General features: G+C 64.1%; 13 protein-coding genes. 11 read left to right on the forward strand and 2 right to left on the reverse strand.

The window, feature by feature from the left end; translation table 11 throughout:
• The first annotated feature begins 27 nt into the window (after positions 1 to 27).
• A complete protein-coding gene (locus AX681_RS04940; protein ID WP_066661896.1) occupies positions 28 to 1,353 on the forward strand; it encodes a hypothetical protein in 1,326 nt (441 codons plus the stop codon).
• 109 nt (positions 1,354 to 1,462) lie between these two features.
• On the forward strand, positions 1,463 to 2,653 hold the full coding sequence (locus tag AX681_RS21805; RefSeq protein WP_066681908.1) for a hypothetical protein: 1,191 nt from the start codon (positions 1,463 to 1,465) through the stop codon (positions 2,651 to 2,653).
• Here AX681_RS21805 and AX681_RS04950 read toward each other — a convergent pair.
• Complete coding sequence (locus AX681_RS04950; protein ID WP_066681910.1) at positions 2,650 to 2,937, reverse strand: hypothetical protein; 288 nt, start codon at positions 2,935 to 2,937, stop codon at positions 2,650 to 2,652. The two genes, AX681_RS21805 and AX681_RS04950, sit on opposite strands and share 4 nt — an antisense overlap.
• Positions 2,938 to 3,016: 79 nt before the next feature.
• Here AX681_RS04950 and AX681_RS21810 point away from each other — a divergent pair, with 79 nt between their 5' ends.
• Positions 3,017 to 3,637, forward strand: coding sequence for a hypothetical protein (locus tag AX681_RS21810; protein WP_138012895.1), 621 nt, complete (start codon positions 3,017 to 3,019; stop codon positions 3,635 to 3,637).
• On the opposite strand, the gene AX681_RS04960 is transcribed toward AX681_RS21810, so the two are convergent.
• Complete coding sequence (locus AX681_RS04960) at positions 3,631 to 4,416, reverse strand: HAD-IIB family hydrolase (RefSeq protein ID WP_066664338.1); 786 nt, start codon at positions 4,414 to 4,416, stop codon at positions 3,631 to 3,633. The two genes, AX681_RS21810 and AX681_RS04960, sit on opposite strands and share 7 nt — an antisense overlap.
• A 1,278-nt stretch (positions 4,417 to 5,694) precedes the next feature.
• On the opposite strand from AX681_RS04960, the gene AX681_RS04965 reads away from it, so the two are divergent.
• The 8 genes from AX681_RS04965 (at position 5,695) to AX681_RS05000 (ending at position 17,922) form a co-directional block, all read left to right on the forward strand.
• The gene (locus tag AX681_RS04965; RefSeq protein WP_231733840.1) at positions 5,695 to 6,978 is read left to right on the forward strand and encodes a TolC family protein; all 1,284 of its coding nucleotides are present in this window, start codon (positions 5,695 to 5,697) and stop codon (positions 6,976 to 6,978) included.
• 226 nt (positions 6,979 to 7,204) lie between these two features.
• Positions 7,205 to 8,365: an efflux RND transporter periplasmic adaptor subunit gene (locus tag AX681_RS04970; RefSeq protein ID WP_066664331.1), complete on the forward strand. Its 1,161-nt coding sequence runs from the start codon at positions 7,205 to 7,207 to the stop codon at positions 8,363 to 8,365.
• 3 nt (positions 8,366 to 8,368) lie between these two features.
• Positions 8,369 to 11,614 carry an efflux RND transporter permease subunit gene (locus AX681_RS04975; RefSeq protein WP_066664328.1) on the forward strand — a complete coding sequence of 1,082 codons (3,246 nt, stop codon included), beginning with the start codon at positions 8,369 to 8,371 and terminating at the stop codon, positions 11,612 to 11,614.
• Between the two features lie 11 nt (positions 11,615 to 11,625).
• Complete coding sequence (locus tag AX681_RS04980) at positions 11,626 to 11,970, forward strand: DUF190 domain-containing protein (RefSeq protein WP_066664362.1); 345 nt, start codon at positions 11,626 to 11,628, stop codon at positions 11,968 to 11,970.
• Between the two features lie 132 nt (positions 11,971 to 12,102).
• Positions 12,103 to 12,570: an SRPBCC family protein gene (locus AX681_RS21300; protein WP_072599026.1), complete on the forward strand. Its 468-nt coding sequence runs from the start codon at positions 12,103 to 12,105 to the stop codon at positions 12,568 to 12,570.
• 187 nt (positions 12,571 to 12,757) lie between these two features.
• Entirely contained in the window at positions 12,758 to 15,244 is a 2,487-nt protein-coding gene (locus AX681_RS04990) for a heavy metal translocating P-type ATPase (protein WP_066664323.1), read from the forward strand.
• On the forward strand, positions 15,241 to 16,737 hold the full coding sequence (locus AX681_RS04995) for a TolC family outer membrane protein (protein WP_066664320.1): 1,497 nt from the start codon (positions 15,241 to 15,243) through the stop codon (positions 16,735 to 16,737). The genes AX681_RS04990 and AX681_RS04995 overlap by 4 nt, the downstream gene beginning before the upstream one ends.
• Positions 16,738 to 16,983: 246 nt before the next feature.
• Entirely contained in the window at positions 16,984 to 17,922 is a 939-nt protein-coding gene (locus AX681_RS05000; RefSeq protein ID WP_066664317.1) for a cation diffusion facilitator family transporter, read from the forward strand.
• Positions 17,923 to 18,036: the final 114 nt, after the last annotated feature.

The following is an 18,036-nucleotide window of genomic DNA, read 5'->3' on the forward strand; positions in this document are numbered from 1 at the left end:
CATGCGCGACCCGCGCTTCGCCGAGCAGTGGCGCTGCTTTTCGCCGCCGCCGCTCTCCCCGCAACCGCGCTGGCACAGGAGACGGTGACCCCGCCGACGGTGCTGGTCCCAACCACACCGGCTCCGGCTCCGCAGCCGGTGACCCCGCCGCCGGTTCAGGCCCCGGTCGCGCAGACGCCGCCCTCGGGTGAATCGCGCACGACCATCGCCCCCGGCGTGGCCGAACAGGCGCAGCAGGAGGCGCGCGAGCGTGCCGCTGCCCGCCAGGCCGAGGCGCGCCCGGCGCGTCCGACCCGCGCGGTCGAGACGCCACAGCGTTCGGCTCCGGTGGCTGCTCCGGTTGCCGCTGACCCGGCCCCGGTGGCCGAGCCGGCACCGACCCCAGCCGAGCCCGTTGCCCAGACGCCTCCGCCCGTCACCGAGGCTGTCGCGGACCCGGTCGCAGCGCCGGCAGAGACGAATGGCGAGGGCAGCGGCACCGTCTGGCTGATCCTGGCCGCGCTGGGCGGTGTCGCGGCGCTGATCGCCGGTGCGATGTTGTTGCGCCGTCGCCGTGAGGATGAACCCTATATCGCGGAGGAAGTCGCCGTCGCGGCACCGGTCGAGCCGGTTGATGCACGCCGCATGCCCGATCCTGTGGTCGAACGGCCCGTTGCCGATCCGGTCGCTGCTGCGCCCGCCTTCGTCGCGCCACGCCATGAGCCGGAGCTCGACGCGCGGATCGCGCCGGTCGCAAGGGCCAAGCCGGCGACGCCCAAGCGTGACGCGGATAAGCCCGCGCTCGAGAATGCGACTCTGTCCGACGCCGATCCGGCGGATGTTGCGGCTGTGCTTGGCGGTGCCTCGCCGTCGGGCACGCGTCCGCAGCTTGAGCTGGCGATGCGTCCGATCCGGGCAGGCATGGGCCGTCGCGGTGCGAGTGTCGGTTTCGAGTTGACGGTTGCCAATGCCGGTGGCGCGCCCGCGGAGGACGTGCGGATCGGCGCGTTCATCCTGGGCGAGCATAGCGCGCAGCAGAGCGAGATCGAGCGCATGCTCACCAACCCGCCCAGCGACTCGAGCTTGTCGGCCGAGACGATCGCGCCGGGTGACGGTGCCACGCTGGAGGCGATGCTGACCATGCCCCGCGACAAGGTCGATGCGATCATCGGCGACGATGATGGCTTCACGCCGGTGCTGGTCGCCGATGCCCGCTATCGGCTGCCCGACGGGCGTGAGGGGCGCACCGCCGCTGCGTTCCGCATCGGGCGCAGCAATGGTGGGACGCAGCTGGAGCCGATCGCGATCCAGGATGATCCGTCGATGTATGCCGATGTCGAGGCCGAACTGGTCGGCGTTCCGGCCAAGGTGTGACGTCTTTCTCCAACTCCCGCCCCGGTTTGCGCCGGGGCGGGTCGCTTTTCGGGCGGGCTTGCGCATTTTTTGGTGCGCCGGTCCGCCTTCTCCATGCTAGGCGCGGCGCGTGACTGCGACGCCCCTTCGCGCGACGACCGCGCTGACCACAATTCTGCTGTTCGCGACCCCGGCTGTCGCGCAAACCGGCCAGCAGCCGACGGTGATCACGCCGCCGATCGGCAATTTCGACATCAACCCCAACCCGACGCCGCGCGCGACGCCGACGCCGACCCCTGCACCGCAGCCGACGGTGACGGCGGTTCCAATTCCGCCACGTGCGACGCCGACGCCTGCACCAACGCAGCGCGTCACCCCGCAGCCCACGACGCGCCCCGGTGCGCAGCCCGCCGCGCAGCCGACACCTCAGCCGAGCCCCACGCGCTTCGGCCCGTCCGATTTCACACCGGTAGCGACGCCGGAGGCGGGGCCGATGCCGGGCGCTGCAGCCCCGACGGCGGCGCCCAAGGCTGCGACGGATGGGGAGATTCCAATTTGGGTGTGGCTCGCGCTCGGTGGTGCAGGTGGATTGCTGGTTGGACTGGTGGCGACACTGGTCATGCTGCGCCGTCGGCGCAGTCGTGAAGCGGCAGCCGAGGTCGATACCCCCGAAACGCTCGTGATCGCCTCACCACCGACGCCGGGGCCGCCCGCGCGCACGGGCACGGTGACCACGACCGTGCCGTTGCGCCCTGCGCCCGAGCCAGCAGCACCCGCCGCGCAATCCGCTCCGGTCACTCCGGTGCCGCCGCCGCCCGGACCGCTCGTCACCGAAATCCGCCCGCTGCGTGCCACGATCCGCGACGGTGTGGTGAGCGTCGACTTCGAACTCTATATCCAGAATCGCGGACCGGAGACGGCGGACAATGTCCGCGCGGTGCTGGGCCTGTTCGCCGCCAATCCCGATCAGGACGCCCAGATCGCGGCCTTCCACGGCGCGGCCCGTATGGCGCCGGGATCGGAGCCGTTCAGCATCGCGCCCGGCGGCATCCACATGCTCAAGGGGCAGGTGACGCAGTCGGGCGACCAGATGCGCGTGGTCAATGTCCAGGGCAAGCCGATGTTCGTGCCGATCGTGCCGGTCGCGCTCAAATGGTATGCGGGCCTGTCGATCCGCACGCTCCGCGACAGCTTCATGATCGGGACGGTTCCGGCACCGGGCAGCGACCGGCTGGGGCCGCTTTGGGTCGAGCGCGCGGCGGAGGGCTTCGGGCGGCTCGCGGCGAAGCGCTACGTGCCGAAGGACGCGGCTGGAGCCTAACGCAGGACCAGCACGAGCAGGACGAGGATCGCCGCGCCGGCGATCAGCAGCACCGCCATCATCCGGCTGAGATTGCTAAGGCCTCGCCACGGAAGCGCTTCGTCGAGCAGCGGGCTGTCCGGCGTGATCGTTGCCGGATCGACGCCGGTCTCGTGGGTCAAGGCGGTGGTGAACCGATCCCAGGTGTCGGGGGCATCCGCAACGTGGGCGGGGAGGGCGCTCCGGAGCGAGCGGAACACGTCGCCCGCCGTCTGCCAGGTCGGCGCGAATCTCTGGTTGCTCACACCTCGGATCTTGCGACCTGGAACGGCGGGACACGCATTCTTGCTCTAGCGCCCGTTCAGGCTTCGCCCAGTTCGGTAAATGCGGCTCACTGATCGATATCGAGAAGAGCTGGCTTCACCCACGGGGCCGTTGATCGAACGGCGCGCGGGAGATCGCGACGACCATGGCCCAAATGTCGTTTACATTTACGGCGGATCGCTGCGTGGCCGAGTGCTGCTGCCTTACGGGGACGCCGACAACTGTTTGCGGTGTGCCAATGTCCAGCTCGACGCGCCGGACTCGGCGATGCGAAGGGGCAATTTCACTGTTCCTAACGTTCACTCGGCGTTCAAAAGCAATTTTTCATATAAGCTTCGGCCCTTCCAGAGGGGCGGCATTCAAAACGAGAACGCGATGCGCAAGATCATATGGACCGGCCTGGCCGCGTTGACGATCGCGGTTCCGACGTCGGCGATGGCCCAACATCACGATGGCGGATATCGTGGCGGTTACGGTGACGAGGTCTTGGGCGACCGCGGCCATGGATATCGGGAGCCGGAGCCCTATTACCGCCATTCGGAGCCTTACGCCTATTCCTATCCGGCGTATCCGGCACACCAATACGAGCGGCCTTACCGCTATGACCGTCACCCCTATAACCGCCACGACCGGCCGCGCCACCATCGCGAACGACATCATCGTGCGCGCCAGCATCATTGATCGGGAGGGGTGATGCCTTCGGGGAATGCGTGACGGTCGGCGAGGCAAGCGACGATTGCCGCGATTACGCTAAGCGCTTCTCGCGGATCGCGGACACAGATCGTATCGAGACCCAGCAGCTTTGCGGGATAGTCGTTTCCACCCGGAAAGATGGCGTCGCCCACGAACAGCATCGCATCGAGCGGAATGCCGCTTTCGCAGCTCAGGCGTTCGAGGCCATAGGCCTTGTCCACGCCCTCCCGAGTCACGTCGATCGACGTCGTCCCCCCCATTTTGATCGAAAAGCCCGGTAGGCGCTGAATCAACTCGGCCTGGATCGCCTTGCGCTTGGCAAAGTCGGGATCCCATTGCTCCTTGGCGTCCAGTGGCGCTTGCTGCCCCAGCGCCGAGAAGGTTATCTGGCTCCCACGATCCTCGATCCGCTCGCCCCAACTCCGCTCCGCCTGAAACCCTGTCGCCTCCAGTGCCGCATCGAAAGCATCGAGAATTGTCTTCTTTTCTTCTTTGCCGAAAAGCTCGGCGTAAGCCCGCCGCCATGTCCCGTCATACCGATAGAGCTTGGTTCCGGTGGTCGGCAGCAGCCACAACCTGCCACGATACGCTCTTGCAGGGAGCCGGCTTGCAACCTGCTTGTCGAATTGCGGCCAGTCCCCGCCTGAGATAATCGCGACCTCGGCGACGGCCAGCAGGTCGGCGAGCGCTTGTCCCATTCGTTCGTCCAGCGGCTGCTTGCTGTCGGCAAGTGTGCCGTCAAGATCGAAGGCAATCAGAGCCTTCATGCCAATCGCCCCAAGATGGCGGTTGGGGAATCGAGCCTGCCGCGCGCGGCTATTGGGCGACCGCCTTCTTGCATCGGAGCAACCGCCTCCAGTATTCGGCACTGACCGCCTGTACCGCCGTCGCAAAGAGCGTCCAGCGCGGCGCTCTCTCGGCGGAGGGCGGCAAGATCGGCAAGCTTATGATCGATTTCCCCCAGATGTGTCGATGCAATTGTGTCGGTAGTTGCACAATCACGAGTTCCTCGTCCGCCAAAGACAACGGCGTCCGGACCTGATGTATACAAGAACCCCGAGTCTCGACTTTGGCTCCCGTTCGCCGTCCGCGTTCGCGGGCTGCAAGTACGGAGCGAACGGCGTCGCGATGTCATTGGTACGAATTAGACCGGGTGGCGAGCGCTGCCAACAGCCCGGTCGCGTTCTGTCGCGGCGCGCGACGATGCAATCAGCAATCTCCCCGTCGTTTTCGCTCCGCCGACAGCGGCTAGGCCCGAGCGCCGGGAACTATGACGACGCTTGGGCCGAGCGGCTGGCTCCAGTTCAGGCGATCGCAGGCGAACCTGGCCACTCAAGAAAAGTATCATACGAGAATCCGCACCTCGGTAGGTACATTTCTCCATCTAAACACGTGAATAGCCAGCCAATACTTCATTGTCCATATTTTACGTTTTTGGGTCTTCCTCTTAGAAGCCGCCGGATAAATGCAATTGAATGAAGATAAACATCGACGCAAGTTGGGCCCATAGGATGTAACAACATAACATCGAGGCGAGCCGTCGATGCCCGCCACGCGAATTCACTCTGGTTTGGAATTTACCTCTTCCTTTTCAACTTGAGAGAGGCTAGATGGTCAACCGATGAAAGGGTGGCTCTCCATAGTTCTCAGCCTGTTGCTCGCCTTCGGCGTGACGGCGGGAGCTATGGCCCATGCCGCTGAGCCGGGGTCGGGCACGCGTGTATTGGCGTCCATGGACGCTTGCGGGAGCTACTCGAAGAAGAGCGACAAGAGCCAATCCGATCCCTCAAAGATGTCGGTGAAATTTCATGGCTGTCACGGCCATCATGTGGGAATTCCGGTTGCGTCCGCGCCCGAGATCGAGCGCATAGCTCCCGTCCGAGTCGTGCTGCTGCGGAATCGTGCAGGTCTCGCTCCCCCGACCCGTTCCGACACTTTCCGACCTCCGATTGCCTGACAGCTGAAGCTTCGCCTGGCTGTGCCCAGGCGCGCGCCTTCGGTTTGTCAGGAGTTCTTCATACATGCATCCTATGTTTGCGCCCGCCATGGCTGCGGCGCTCGTGGCTATATCGGTCACGCCCGCTTCGGCTCAGGCGGACAATCGGCCTATCGCCGGTCCCATGGCACAATCGGTGCCGCCCGAGGTCCGAACCGGCCCCTTACCCCCGGTCCTGACACTCCCTCAGGCGCTTGAGGAAGCCGAAGCCCGCTCTCCAGCTCTCGTGGCGGCCCGCGCCGATGTCGAAGCGGCGCGCGGGCGCCTGCGCCAGGCACGGTTTAGGTACAATCCCATCCTTAACGTCGAAGTCGAGAATTTCGCCGGCACGGGCCCCTATTCGGGTTTCAACGGCACCGAAACGACGGCCTCGGTCAATCAGAGGCTCGACATCGGCGGCAGGCGCAAGGCGCGGATGACGCTTGCCGAAGCCCAACTTGCCGCACAGGAATACCGCTTCGCGATCGCTCGTGCCGAGCTCGGCCAGCAGGTCCGCTCTCTCTTCGCATTCGGCATAGCCGTGCGCGACAACCTGGCGCTTGCGCGGGAAAATGAAGAGCGCGCGCGCGAGTTGTCTCGCATCGCGCGCGAACTTGTGGAATCGGGGAAGGAGCCCCCTCTGCGGGGGCTGCGCGCCGACGCGGCCCTTGCACAGGCGACGGCGGCGCTCCGCGCGGCCGAAGCCGATGAAGTGAATGCCCGCCGCTCGCTCGCAGCGCTCTTTGGCGTGGACACCCCGCCGGCTGAGCTTAGCGGTAGCGACCTGCTGGCGCCGCCCAGGAATGTCGATGCGATGGCGACGCTCGACGTGCGTCTTGCCGAAGCCGAACGGGTCATTGCTGATGCGCAACTGCGCCAAGCCCGCGCGGAGGGTCGTCTTGACCCGTCCATTGGTGTGGGGGTGCGCCAATTGCGCGAAACAGGTGACCGGGCACTGATTGCCAGCCTTTCGGTGCCGCTGCCGGTCTTTGATCGGAACCAAGGCAACATCGCAGCCGCGCGGTCCGAAATTCAATCGGCTGAAGCGCGGCGCAACAGTGTTCTCGCCAACACCCAGGCGGAAATCGCCAACGCGCGTGCGGCCTTGGCCGCCGCCGAGGCACGCGTCACGGCCCTTGAAGGCAGCGGCATCGGCCAGGCGCGCGAGGCGCTGCGTCTTGCGCAGCTATCATACCGGGCCGGCAAATCCTCGCTGATCGAACTGCTCGATGCTCAGCAGGCCTATGCCTCGACACAGGCCGAACTCATCGCGGCGCGACGCGCGCGGGCGGAAGCTCAAGCCACGCTGGCGCGCCAGGCAGCGGCGGCGAGCGAAGTGGACTTGGAACAATGAACCAGCTTCTCTCAAGGAACGGCGACCACCTGCCGCTTGGACCGGCTGTTTTTCATGCACGCCTGCGGGCTCAGGACGCTTACGTCGAACCTGACCAGACACGCGCCCTGCCCGCCGTGCCGGATCCGACAGGCGGCACCACTCCGCTTTTCTTAGCCTCTGCCTCGCGGCTCGCCGGGACGCGCGCCCTCCCGCAGCCAGCCCACTCGATATTCGGAGATGTTGAATGATCACACAAGATAAACGCCTCCTCGGCGGGGTGGCTGGTGCCGTTCTGCTCGCCGCAGTCGGTGGCTTCTCAGTCGCGCGCTGCACCGCGGATCCTGCTGCGGAAGCGCCAAGTGCTGGAAAGGCCGAAGAGACGACGGAAACCCCCACCGATAGCCTCGCGATGACTGCAGAGGCGATCCGCAAAGCTGCCATCGGTGTAGAAGCGGTGCAGCCGGGCGGCCTTGGCTCCGAAATCCTTGCGCAGGGCACAGTTGCCGCGACGCCGGCCGGTGAAGCGATCGTGACTGCCCGTGCCGGCGGCGCGGTCACGCAAGTGCTCAAACGGCTGGGCGATCCTGTACGCGCGGGAGAGACGCTGGCCATAGTGCAGAGTCGAGATGCCGCCCAGATCGCCGCGGACCGGACGGCGGCCGACGCGCGCTCGGTTCTGGCCCAGCGCACGCTCGCGCGGGAGCGCCATCTCTATGAGCAGAAGGTAACCGCCCGCGCCGACTATGAGCAGGCGCAGGCAGAGGCCGCGGCCGCTGCGGCCGAAGCCCGAAGAGCTCAGGTTGCGGCCGGTGCTGCGAACGTCACGCGCGATGGCAGCGGCGCGATAGTGGCCAGCCCGATCTCCGGGCGGGTGACGGCGGAAAGCGTCAGCCTTGGCGCTTTCGTGCAACCGGAGACCGAGTTGTTTCGCATCGCCGACCCCTCGAAAGTGCAAATCGAAGCTGCCGTCGGGCCAATTGACGCCCAGCGGCTTGCTCCCGGCGACCGGGCCATCATCGAGCTACCCGACGGCCGAACGATAGACGCTCGTGTGCGTGCCGTTACGCCTGGTCTTGGCGGTGAGACGCGTTCCGCCACGGCTGTGCTTGATGTTACGGGAAGTCTGCAGCCTGGGCTTGCCGTGCGCGTTCGCCTCCTGCCGAGCCGCGGTGAAGTGTCGGATGCGATCGTCATCTCGGAGGACGCGCTGCAATCCCTTGAAGGACGAGATGTTGTCTTCGTGCGGACCAATCAGGGCTTCCGCGCGCAAAAGGTGACGATCGGACGACGCAGTGCCGGCCGCGTCGAGGTCCTCTCAGGCCTGAAGCCAGGCCAGATGATCGCAACTCAAAATGCATTCCTGCTCAAGGCCGAGCTCGGCAAGGGCGCGGGCGAGGAGGAATAAACCGTGATTGCAAGTCTCATTGCGCTCGCCGTCCGCGCACGCTGGGCGGTCCTGTTCATCTTCCTCGCGGTCGCCGGCCTCGGCATTTGGCAGCTGACCAAGCTGCCGATTGACGCGGTGCCGGACATCACCAGCAACCAGGTGCAGATCAACACCGTCGATCCTCGTCTGTCGCCGGTCGAAATCGAGAAGCTCGTCACCTACCCGGTCGAAATTTCCCTCGCCGGCATTCCGGGGCTTGAAACGACGCGGTCCCTCTCGCGCAATGGGTTCAGCCAGGTTACCGCCATATTCTCGGAATCCACCGATCTTTATTTTGCGCGCCAGCAGGTTGGCGAACGGCTGAGGCAGGCGACCGAGAACCTGCCTGACGGCGTCCAACCGCAGATCGGGCCGGTGACAACCGGTCTCGGCGAGATCGTCATGTATACTGTCGGCTATACCAATCCGGACGGCAAGGGCGCGAAGAAGATTGCCGGACAGCCCGGCTGGCAACCCGACGGAAGTTATCTCACTTCTGAGGGGGACCGGTTGACCGACGAGGTTCAGAAGGCCGGCTATCTGCGAACCGTGCAGGACTGGATCATCAGCCCGCAATTGAAGGCGGTGCCGGGCGTGGCGGGTGTCGACTCGATCGGTGGCTACGCGAAAAACTTCGTCGTCGAACCCGATCCGACCAAGCTGACCAATTTCGGAATTTCCTACAGCGAGCTCGGCGAGGCGCTGGAAAAAGCCAACCTCGCTGTTGGCGCCAATTTTTATAACCGTGGCGGCGAAGCCTACCTCGTCCGCGTCGATGCCCGCGCGCGTTCCGTCGACGAGATTCGGAACGCCGTTGCGGCAACGCGCGGCGGCGTTGCGATCACTGTCGGCCAGATCGCCAACGTCAGGATTGGCGGTGATCTGCGCACGGGCGCGGGCAGCATGAACGGCGAGGAGGCGGTGATTGGTACCGTCCTCATGCTCATCAACGAGAACAGCCGTATCGTGGCCCAGGATGTTTCCGCCAAGCTCGATCAGGTTTCGAAAACGCTGCCGCCGGGCATTGAAGTCAAGATCGTTCTCGACCGGGCCAAGCTGGTCAATGCGACGGTGGGGACGGTTGAACGCAACCTCACTGAGGGTGCGCTGCTGGTCGCGGCGTCGCTGTTTCTGCTGCTCGGCAACTGGCGCGCGGCCATCATCGCCACCCTCGTCATCCCCTTTTCATTCCTCATGATGGCGATGGGGATGAACGCGTTTCGCGTGCCGGGCAATCTGATGAGCCTTGGCGCATTGGACTTTGGTCTGATCGTCGATGGCGCCGTGATCATCATCGAGAACTGCCTGGCGCGACTGGCGCATCGTCAGGAACACGAAGGACGGCTGCTGACGCTTCGGGAGCGGCTCGAAGAAACGATGCGTGCTTCGCAGGAGATGATCAAACCGACCGTGTTCGGCCAGGTGATCATCCTCCTCTCCTTCGCACCGCTTCTGATGTTCACGGGTGTCGAGGGCAAGACCTTCTCGCCCATGGCGATCACCATCATGCTGGCGCTTGTCTCCGCGTTCATCCTCTCGATCACGCTGGTGCCCGCACTGGTGGCGCTGCTCATTCGCGGACGTGTTGCCGAGAAGGAGGTGTGGCTGATCCGCAAGAGCAAGGATCGTTATCTGCCGCTGCTCGACAAGGCGCTCGCTCGGCCGTGGCCGTTCATTCTAGGCGGTCTCGCCTTCTTTTTGGCGGCAATACCGGCGTTTGGCCTTCTCGGCTCAGAGTTCATTCCCCAACTCGATGAAAAGAACCTGGCGCTCGCCTCGACGCGCGTGCCCTCGGTGAGCCTCGAACAATCCCTGGCGATGCAGCGCAAGGTCGAGGAAGCGGTCAAAAAGCTTCCGGAAGTGGAGCTCATGTTTTCCAAGACCGGTACCGCCGAGGTCGCCACCGACCCGATGCCGCCGAACGTTTCCGATGCCTTCGTGATCCTGAAGCCGCAGGACCAATGGCCGGCAGGCGTCGCGACCAAAGCCGATGTGATTGAGCGCGTCGAAAAGGCCGCTCGCGGCCAGCTTGGCCAGCTCTACGAGGTCAGCCAGCCCATCGAGCTGCGCTTCAACGAGCTGATCTCAGGCGTACGCGGCGACGTTGCGATCAAGCTCTACGGCGACGATCTCGACAAGATGTCGCAGACCGCCAACGAGATGGTGCGGGTGCTGCAAGCGATCCCCGGAGCGAGCAGCGTGAAGGCGGACCAGGTCGGCGGTGCGCCGGTGCTCGACGTGAAACTCGATCGCGCGATGATCGCGCGTTACGGGCTGACCGTACAGGAAGTCGCCGACACGGTCGCTGCGGCACTGGGCGGGCGAGAATCGGGACTGCTCTACGAAGGCGATCGGCGCTTCGACATCACGGTACGCGTGCCGGATGCAACCCGCGTCAACCTTGACGACATCCGCTCGCTGCCGGTCCTCTTGCCCGAAGAACCGGGCGCAATGCGCCGACAGGTCCCGCTCGCACAAGTGGCCCAGATACGGTTCACCGAAGGACTTAACGAGATAAGACGCGAGAACGGCAAGCGCCGCGTTGTTGTCCAGTTGAACCTGGAAGGGCGCGATGCAGGCTCGTTCGTCCAGGAAGCGCAGGCGAAGATCGCGCAGGTGAAGCTGCCGGCTGGCTACTATCTCGAATGGGGCGGACAGTTCGAGAATTTGCAAGCGGCCACCGCCCGATTGTCGATTGTGGTTCCGCTGGCTTTTGTCGCCATCTTCGTCCTGCTTTTCATGGCCCTTGGATCGGCAGGCCGCGCGACAGCGGTCTTCCTGACCGTACCGCTGGGACTCGCCGGGGGGATTTTCACCCTCATCTTAACCGGGATCAACTTCTCCGTCTCGGCAGCGGTTGGGCTTATCGTGCTGGCCGGTGTTTCGGTTCTGAACGGCCTCGTTGTGATGACGGCCATTCGTGAACGCCAGGAACATGGGCTACCTCTGATTGAGGCAATCCGGGAAGGCATGGCCGAGAAAATGCGCGCGGTCATCATGACCGGCTTCGTCCCGGCAATCGGCTTCATACCAATGGCGATCGCCACGGGGACCGGCGCTGAAGTCCAGAAGCCGCTGGCGACCACAGTGATTGGCGGCCTGATCGCGGCGACGATCCTGACCCTCCTCGTTTTGCCGGCGATCGCAAAGGTGGTGCTCGGTGCAACCGAAGGCAAGCGCCGCAAGCGCGAAGAACAAGTCGAGCCGAACGCACCCGAGCCGGCGTGAAGGAGAAGATCATGACTGAAGCAATCAAGCTGTTGCGAATCTACACTGACGAAGGCGCCTATCTGGGTGATCGCAGGGTATTTGAAGTTATTGCATCCCGGGCAAGGGATGCGGGCCTGGCTGGCGTCACGGTTCTGGAGGCGCGGTTGGGGTTCGGCCGCTCGGCGCACATGCACCGGCGCCATGTTTTCGAAAACGACCGGGCGCTCCTTATCGAGATCGTCGATGACGACGCCAAGTTGAGAAGCTTTGCCGTGGCACTCGACGATATTCCCGACATCGGACTGATGACACTGGAACCTGTGGAAATTCTTGGCGGGAAGGCCAAGCAGGGACTGCCGGGTACAAATCCATGACCCGCATCGGATCCCCACGTGAATCGCGCGATCCTTCAAGCATCGCGCACGGCAGGCGGCACTACCTTCGCGTGTCCGATGTGGCCACCAGCGCAACACGGGCGGCTTCCGGCTCTCGTGGGATGACGAGCTATGTTTACGGTAGCGAACTCGATATCATTGTCTGCGCCTCTGGCGCGGGTGTGGCGGGTACTAGTCGACGTCGATCGCTATCGCGACTGGCATCCGACTGTCGGGCTCGAGAGCGACCCCGCCGATCCGAAAAAACTCCTCTGTACCTACTGGCGACCGGGCTGGACCGACCCTGTTATTTCGGCCGACGGAAGGATCGTTTGCCTCGAACGGCCCTGCCACTTCGCCTGGCGCGTGGGCATCAAAGGGCTGCTCCAGATCGAGGAAGGGTTTCATTTGAAGAAGTCGCCCGAAGGCACCCGGCTTACGCATCGACTATGCTGTTCGGGCATCGGCTCGTGGCCAGGGATTGTCACAAGTCCATTCTTGCGACGTCAGCTCGTCAGGACTGGCGACTCGCTCGAGCGCCATCTTCGACGGGGTACGGTGATATCGCGCTACGCGCAGCGAAATGCCCGTCCTCGATGAGCTTTCCGCCGTCCGTCCATGCGGAGGATTCGTTCAGCGAAGGCCGACCCCGCCATCTTTGGTTCCGCCAGCGTCGGCGTCTTGAGGTGCGGGCGTTCGTCGCGCCCGCACCTCACCATCGGCGAAGACCAGCCTCCGTAGCTGCGCGCTCACTCATGCGCGGGTTGATGGGAAGAGGACAGCAGCAATGAAAGACCAAGTGCGCCTCGATATTCCGCTTCTGCTGCCGGAAATCAAAGATGAGGCTGACCGCTGCATAGGCAGGCTGACAATTGAATTGCAAGGCCGCACGGGCGTCCAGGAAGCGCACGTCGTGGCGAGCCACGACGATACGCCGGCACAACTCTGCATTCACTATGATCCGACCATCCTGTCGCTCGAGCGGGTACGGGAAATCGCCAATGGCGCTGGCGCTGCGCTCACCGAAAAATATCAGCATATCCAATGGTCGGTTGATGGACTGACCCACGCCCGCAAGGCCCGCACGGTCGCCGATCGGCTTCGCAAAATGCCGGGGATCGTCGAAGCCGAGGCGAGCGCAGTTGGCGCCATCAGTGTCGAATTCAGCCGATCCGAACTGACGGAGGCGGAAATTCGCAAGGCGCTGGCCCAGATGAGTGTCCGCCCACGGCCGGAAATCGGTGCAGCTTCGGCGACGGCCGCGACGAAAGCTCACGATCATGCCGAGCACGACCACGCCGAAGGGGAACATGAGCATACCCATGGTGGAATCTTCGGTGCCAATACCGAGTTGATCTTCGCGCTGATTTGCGGCGGAGCGCTCGCGACCGGATTTGCGATCGAGAAGCTGACGACGGCTCCTGCGTGGATTCCGCTCGCCTGCTTTCTAGCCGCCTATGTCTTCGGCGGCTGGTTCACTCTCCGCGAAGCGATCGAGAATCTACGGCTAAAGCGTTTCGAAATCGACACGCTGATGCTCGTGGCGGCAGCGGGCGCGGGTGCCTTGGGCGCCTGGGCCGAAGGCGCTCTTCTTCTGTTCCTGTTCAGCCTCGGGCATGCGCTCGAACATTACGCCATGGGCCGGGCCAAACGCGCGATCGAGGCCTTGGCTGAATTGGCGCCGCGCACTGCCATGGTTCGGCGAGGCGACGGCGGTCTGAGCGAAGTTCCCGTCGAGGAACTCGTCATTGGCGACACCGTAGTCGTAAAGCCCAATGAACGGCTGGCAGCAGACGGGTTCGTCGTGGTCGGGCGATCGAGCGTCAACCAAGCCCCCGTGACAGGCGAAAGCGTCCCCGTCGATAAGGAGCCGGTGCCGGACCGAGCCCAGGCGGCAGCCCAGCCTGACAAGGTTTCCGCTCAGCATCGCGTATTCGCCGGCACCATCAACGGTCCGGGAGCGATCGAAATCGCCGTCACTCGCCTTGCCGCCGATACGACGCTGGCCAAGGTGGTCAAAATGGTGAGCGAAGCGGAGACGCAAAAATCGCCAACCCAGCGATTCACCGACCGTTTTGAGCGGGTGTTCGTGCCCTCCGTCCTAGCTCTAGTGGTCGGGTTGCTGTTCGCCTGGGTCGTCATCGACGAACCGTTCCGCGACAGCTTTTATAGGGCGATGGCCGTGCTCGTAGCGGCTAGCCCCTGCGCGCTCGCCATCGCCACGCCGAGCGCCGTTTTGTCGGGCGTGGCGCGCGCGGCGCGCGGGGGCGTACTGATCAAGGGCGGCGGGCCGCTTGAGGCACTCGGGTCTCTGAATGCCTTGGCGTTCGACAAGACCGGGACGCTCACCGCGGGTCGGCCGCGCATCACCGACATCGTGCCGGCGACGGGTGTCGATGACGACGAACTCATGGCGATTGCCGTAGCCGTCGAGCGGCTCAGCGATCATCCGCTCGCTGAAGCCATTGCGCGGGATGGTGAGCAATTTCTCGACGAGCAACCGATCCCCGCAGCAACGGATATGGCCAGTCTGACGGGCCGCGGCGTAAAGGCCCGGGTCAACGGCGAGACGGTGCTCATCGGCAAGGCCGAAATGTTCGGTCGGGATGGCTTCGCGCCTCTCTCGGATGAGACGGCGCAAACAATCGAGCGCCTGCGCGAACAGGGTCGTACGACAATGGTCGTGCGCCTCGGTGATCGCGACCTGGGCGCCATAGGGCTCATGGATACGCCGCGCGCTGCCGCAAAGGACGCAATCGCTCGCCTCAGGGCGCTGGGCATCCAGCGCATGATCATGATGTCGGGCGACAATCAGCGTGTAGCCACTGCGGTCGCTGCGGAAGTCGGCATCGAGGAAGCCTGGGGCGACTTGATGCCCGAGGACAAGGTCGAGGCAATCAAAAAGCTCCGCGCCCAAACGCCGGTCGCGATGGTCGGGGATGGCGTCAATGATGCACCTGCCATCGCGAATGCGACGGTGGGCATCGCCATGGGGGCCGCTGGTTCGGACGTCGCGCTCGAGACCGCCGATGTCGCGCTGATGGCCGACGATCTCGCGCATCTGCCGTTCGCGGTCGGCCTCAGCCGCAGCACCCGCTGGATCATCCGGCAAAATCTGGTCGTCAGCCTGGGCGTCGTCGCCTTGCTCGTGCCGGCGACGATCATGGGCCTCGGGATAGGACCGGCGGTCATGGCCCATGAAGGCTCGACGCTGCTTGTCGTTTTTAATGCGCTTCGGTTGCTGGCCTATCGCGACAACGGGGGTTCTCAGTGAGCAACGGATTCTCGAAATGGTTTATTGCGGCGCTGCCACTGGTCGCTAGCAGCGCCGCCCACGGCGAAACCCTGCGGCAAGCACTGATCCATGCCTATCGCACCAACCCCAGCTTGACGGCGGCAAGAGCTGGGCTGCGTGCCACCGACGAAGGCGTGCCCATCGCCAAGGCGGCCGGGCGTCCGACACTGAGCGCCACCGCAGATTATCAGGAATTCGTTGTGCGATCCGCCAACAGCTTCTCCGCCCCTTTGCGGTCTGCAAATGCCAACGCGAATTTGACATTTCCTCTCTACCAAGGCGGCCGCGTGAAGAACTCGATCCGCGCCGCCGACGCGCGCGTGGAGGCCGGGCGGGCGAACTTGCGTTTCACCGAAGCCGATGTCTTCACGGCCATTGTCTCGGTCTACATGGACGTCATGCGCGACGATGCGGTCGTCGAACTCAACCGCCGCAATGTCGCTGTCCTCGAGACGAACCTCCAGGCTTCACAAGACCGCTTCGAAGTGGGGGATCTGACCCGCACCGATGTTGCCCAATCCGAAGCGCGTCTCGCAGTGGCGCGAGGCCAGCTGGAGACGGCACTGGCACAGCTGGATACCAGCCTTGAGAATTATCTCCGCTTCGTCGGCCTGCCCGCGCGCGACCTCGAGCAGCCGCCGGCCTTGCCGGGGTTGCCCGGAACGCCTGCCCAGGCCGTCGCGATCGCGGTCGAGAACAATCCCCAGCTTCTCGCCGCAAAGGCAGACGCAAGGGCCGCGCGCTACGATGTCCGCGTGGCGGGCGCATCGCGCCTGCCCAGGCTCTCGGCGGTTGGAAGCGGCGGCTACAACAATTATCTGGGCTCGCTCACCAGCACACTGCCTGGGCGCGTCTTTCAACAGGCGCAAACGACGGCAACCATCGGGCTTTCGGCAACCATCCCCCTTTATCAAGGGGGCCTGCCCGCGGCCCAAGTGCGGCGCGCTACCGCCCTTGAAAGCCAGGCGCTCGAGCAGACCATATTCATCGAGCGCCGTGTCGTCGCGGAAGCCCGTGCCGCCTATTCGCGCTATCAGGCGACGCAGGCCGTGATCCAGTCATCCAGGGCCGCGATCGCGGCGAATGAGCTCGCACTGGAGGGCGTCCGTGCCGAGAACACAGTCGGTACCCGCAATGTTCTCGACGTGCTCAATGCGGAGCAGGAGCTTCTCAATAGCCGCGTGCAACTCGTGACCGCCGAGCGCGATGCCTATGTCGCAGGTTTCACCCTGCTCGCGGCAATGGGTCGGGCGGAAGCGCGCGATCTCAATCTTTTCGGAGGGACGCTGTTCGAACCGGGCTTCAGCCGCAAGACGACGCCTGGCCCGCCAGCGCTCGACATTGATCCCGACAGCGGCATCGAATTTGTTCCGGCGGCGCCCGGTCATTCTGTCGATGACGGTGTGCCGCCCACGGCCGTGCGTCCAGCACCACTGGAACTGCGCGCTCCCGATAGCGCGGACAGACCATGAAGACCTTTGCCTCATGCACGTTAGCTCGGCCTCAAGAGCGATTGAGGGAATGCACAGGTTCCGACCTCGGAACTGAGGGCCAGGGTCTAAGGCTTATTGATCGAACCTTTCGCCGCACGAACGGACCAATGCTGCGCCGCGATGCCATGCTCGACTCCTCCGGCATGCCCTTGCAGACGCCGAGCTGCCGACAGAGCGGTGATCCAATGACGGAGCAAAGCGCCGATCCGCAAAAGGAGACCGTCCATGTCCGACAAGCTGGATAATCCGGTGACCGGCAAGCCCAATATTGCGGCACCGCCGGCGCATGATCACGGCAAAGATGCGAACAGCCGGATGCTGGTGTTCGCCCTCATTCTCACCAGCACTTTCCTCGTCGTGGAAGTAATCGGTTCATTTGTCTTCAACAGCCTCGCCCTTCTTTCGGACGCCGGCCACATGCTGACCGACGTCGCAGCGCTGGCCATCGCTCTCATGGCGATCCGGATCGGAGCGCGTCCGGCCGATGATCAACGGACCTTCGGCTACAGACGCTTCGAGATCTTGGCGGCCGCATTCAACGCGCTCATGCTCTTTGCCGTCGCGATTTATGTTTTGGTGGAAGCAATCAACCGCTTCCGCGATCCCGAACCCGTGCAGTCGGGGGGCATGCTCGCCGTCGCGATAGCCGGTCTGATCATCAATCTGGTGTCGATGCGCTTGTTGCAGTCCGGCAAGGAGCGGAGCCTCAATCTCAAAGGCGCATATCTCGAAGTCTGGGCTGACATGCTCGGCTCGATCGGGGTCATCGCCGGGGCGATAGCCATTCGCTTCACCGGTATGACCTGGATCGATCCGGTCGTCGCGGTCGGCATCGGCCTTTGGGTGCTCCCGCGGACCTGGATTTTGCTGCGCGATACGGCGAACGTCCTGCTGGAGGGCGTGCCGCGTGGCATGTCCCTGGATGAGGTGCGCAGGGCGATCGGCGCGGTCCCGGGCGTGCAAAGTGCCCATGATCTTCACGTCTGGTCGATCACAAGCGGCAATGTCAGCTGCTCTGTTCACGTCGTGGTCGATGACATCGCGCAAGCGGAGGCGACACGGAACCGCGTGGCACAGATGCTCGCGCAGGCCTTTCAAATCGAGCACGCGACCATCCAGACCGAAAGTAAAGAGTGCGCGGAGGTGCGTTCCACGCACACCTGACCGCCAATGTATTTCGCCCAAGTTGAAGGCTCAGATCTTCAGACAACCGAGAGGAGACAATTGGTCTGCCCCCACCGAGTGGACCGATTGGTTTGTTAGTGCATTAAGCTCATC

The organism is Sphingomonas sp. CCH9-E2, assembly GCF_001557215.1.
Classification (GTDB): Bacteria; Pseudomonadota; Alphaproteobacteria; order Sphingomonadales; family Sphingomonadaceae; genus Sphingomonas.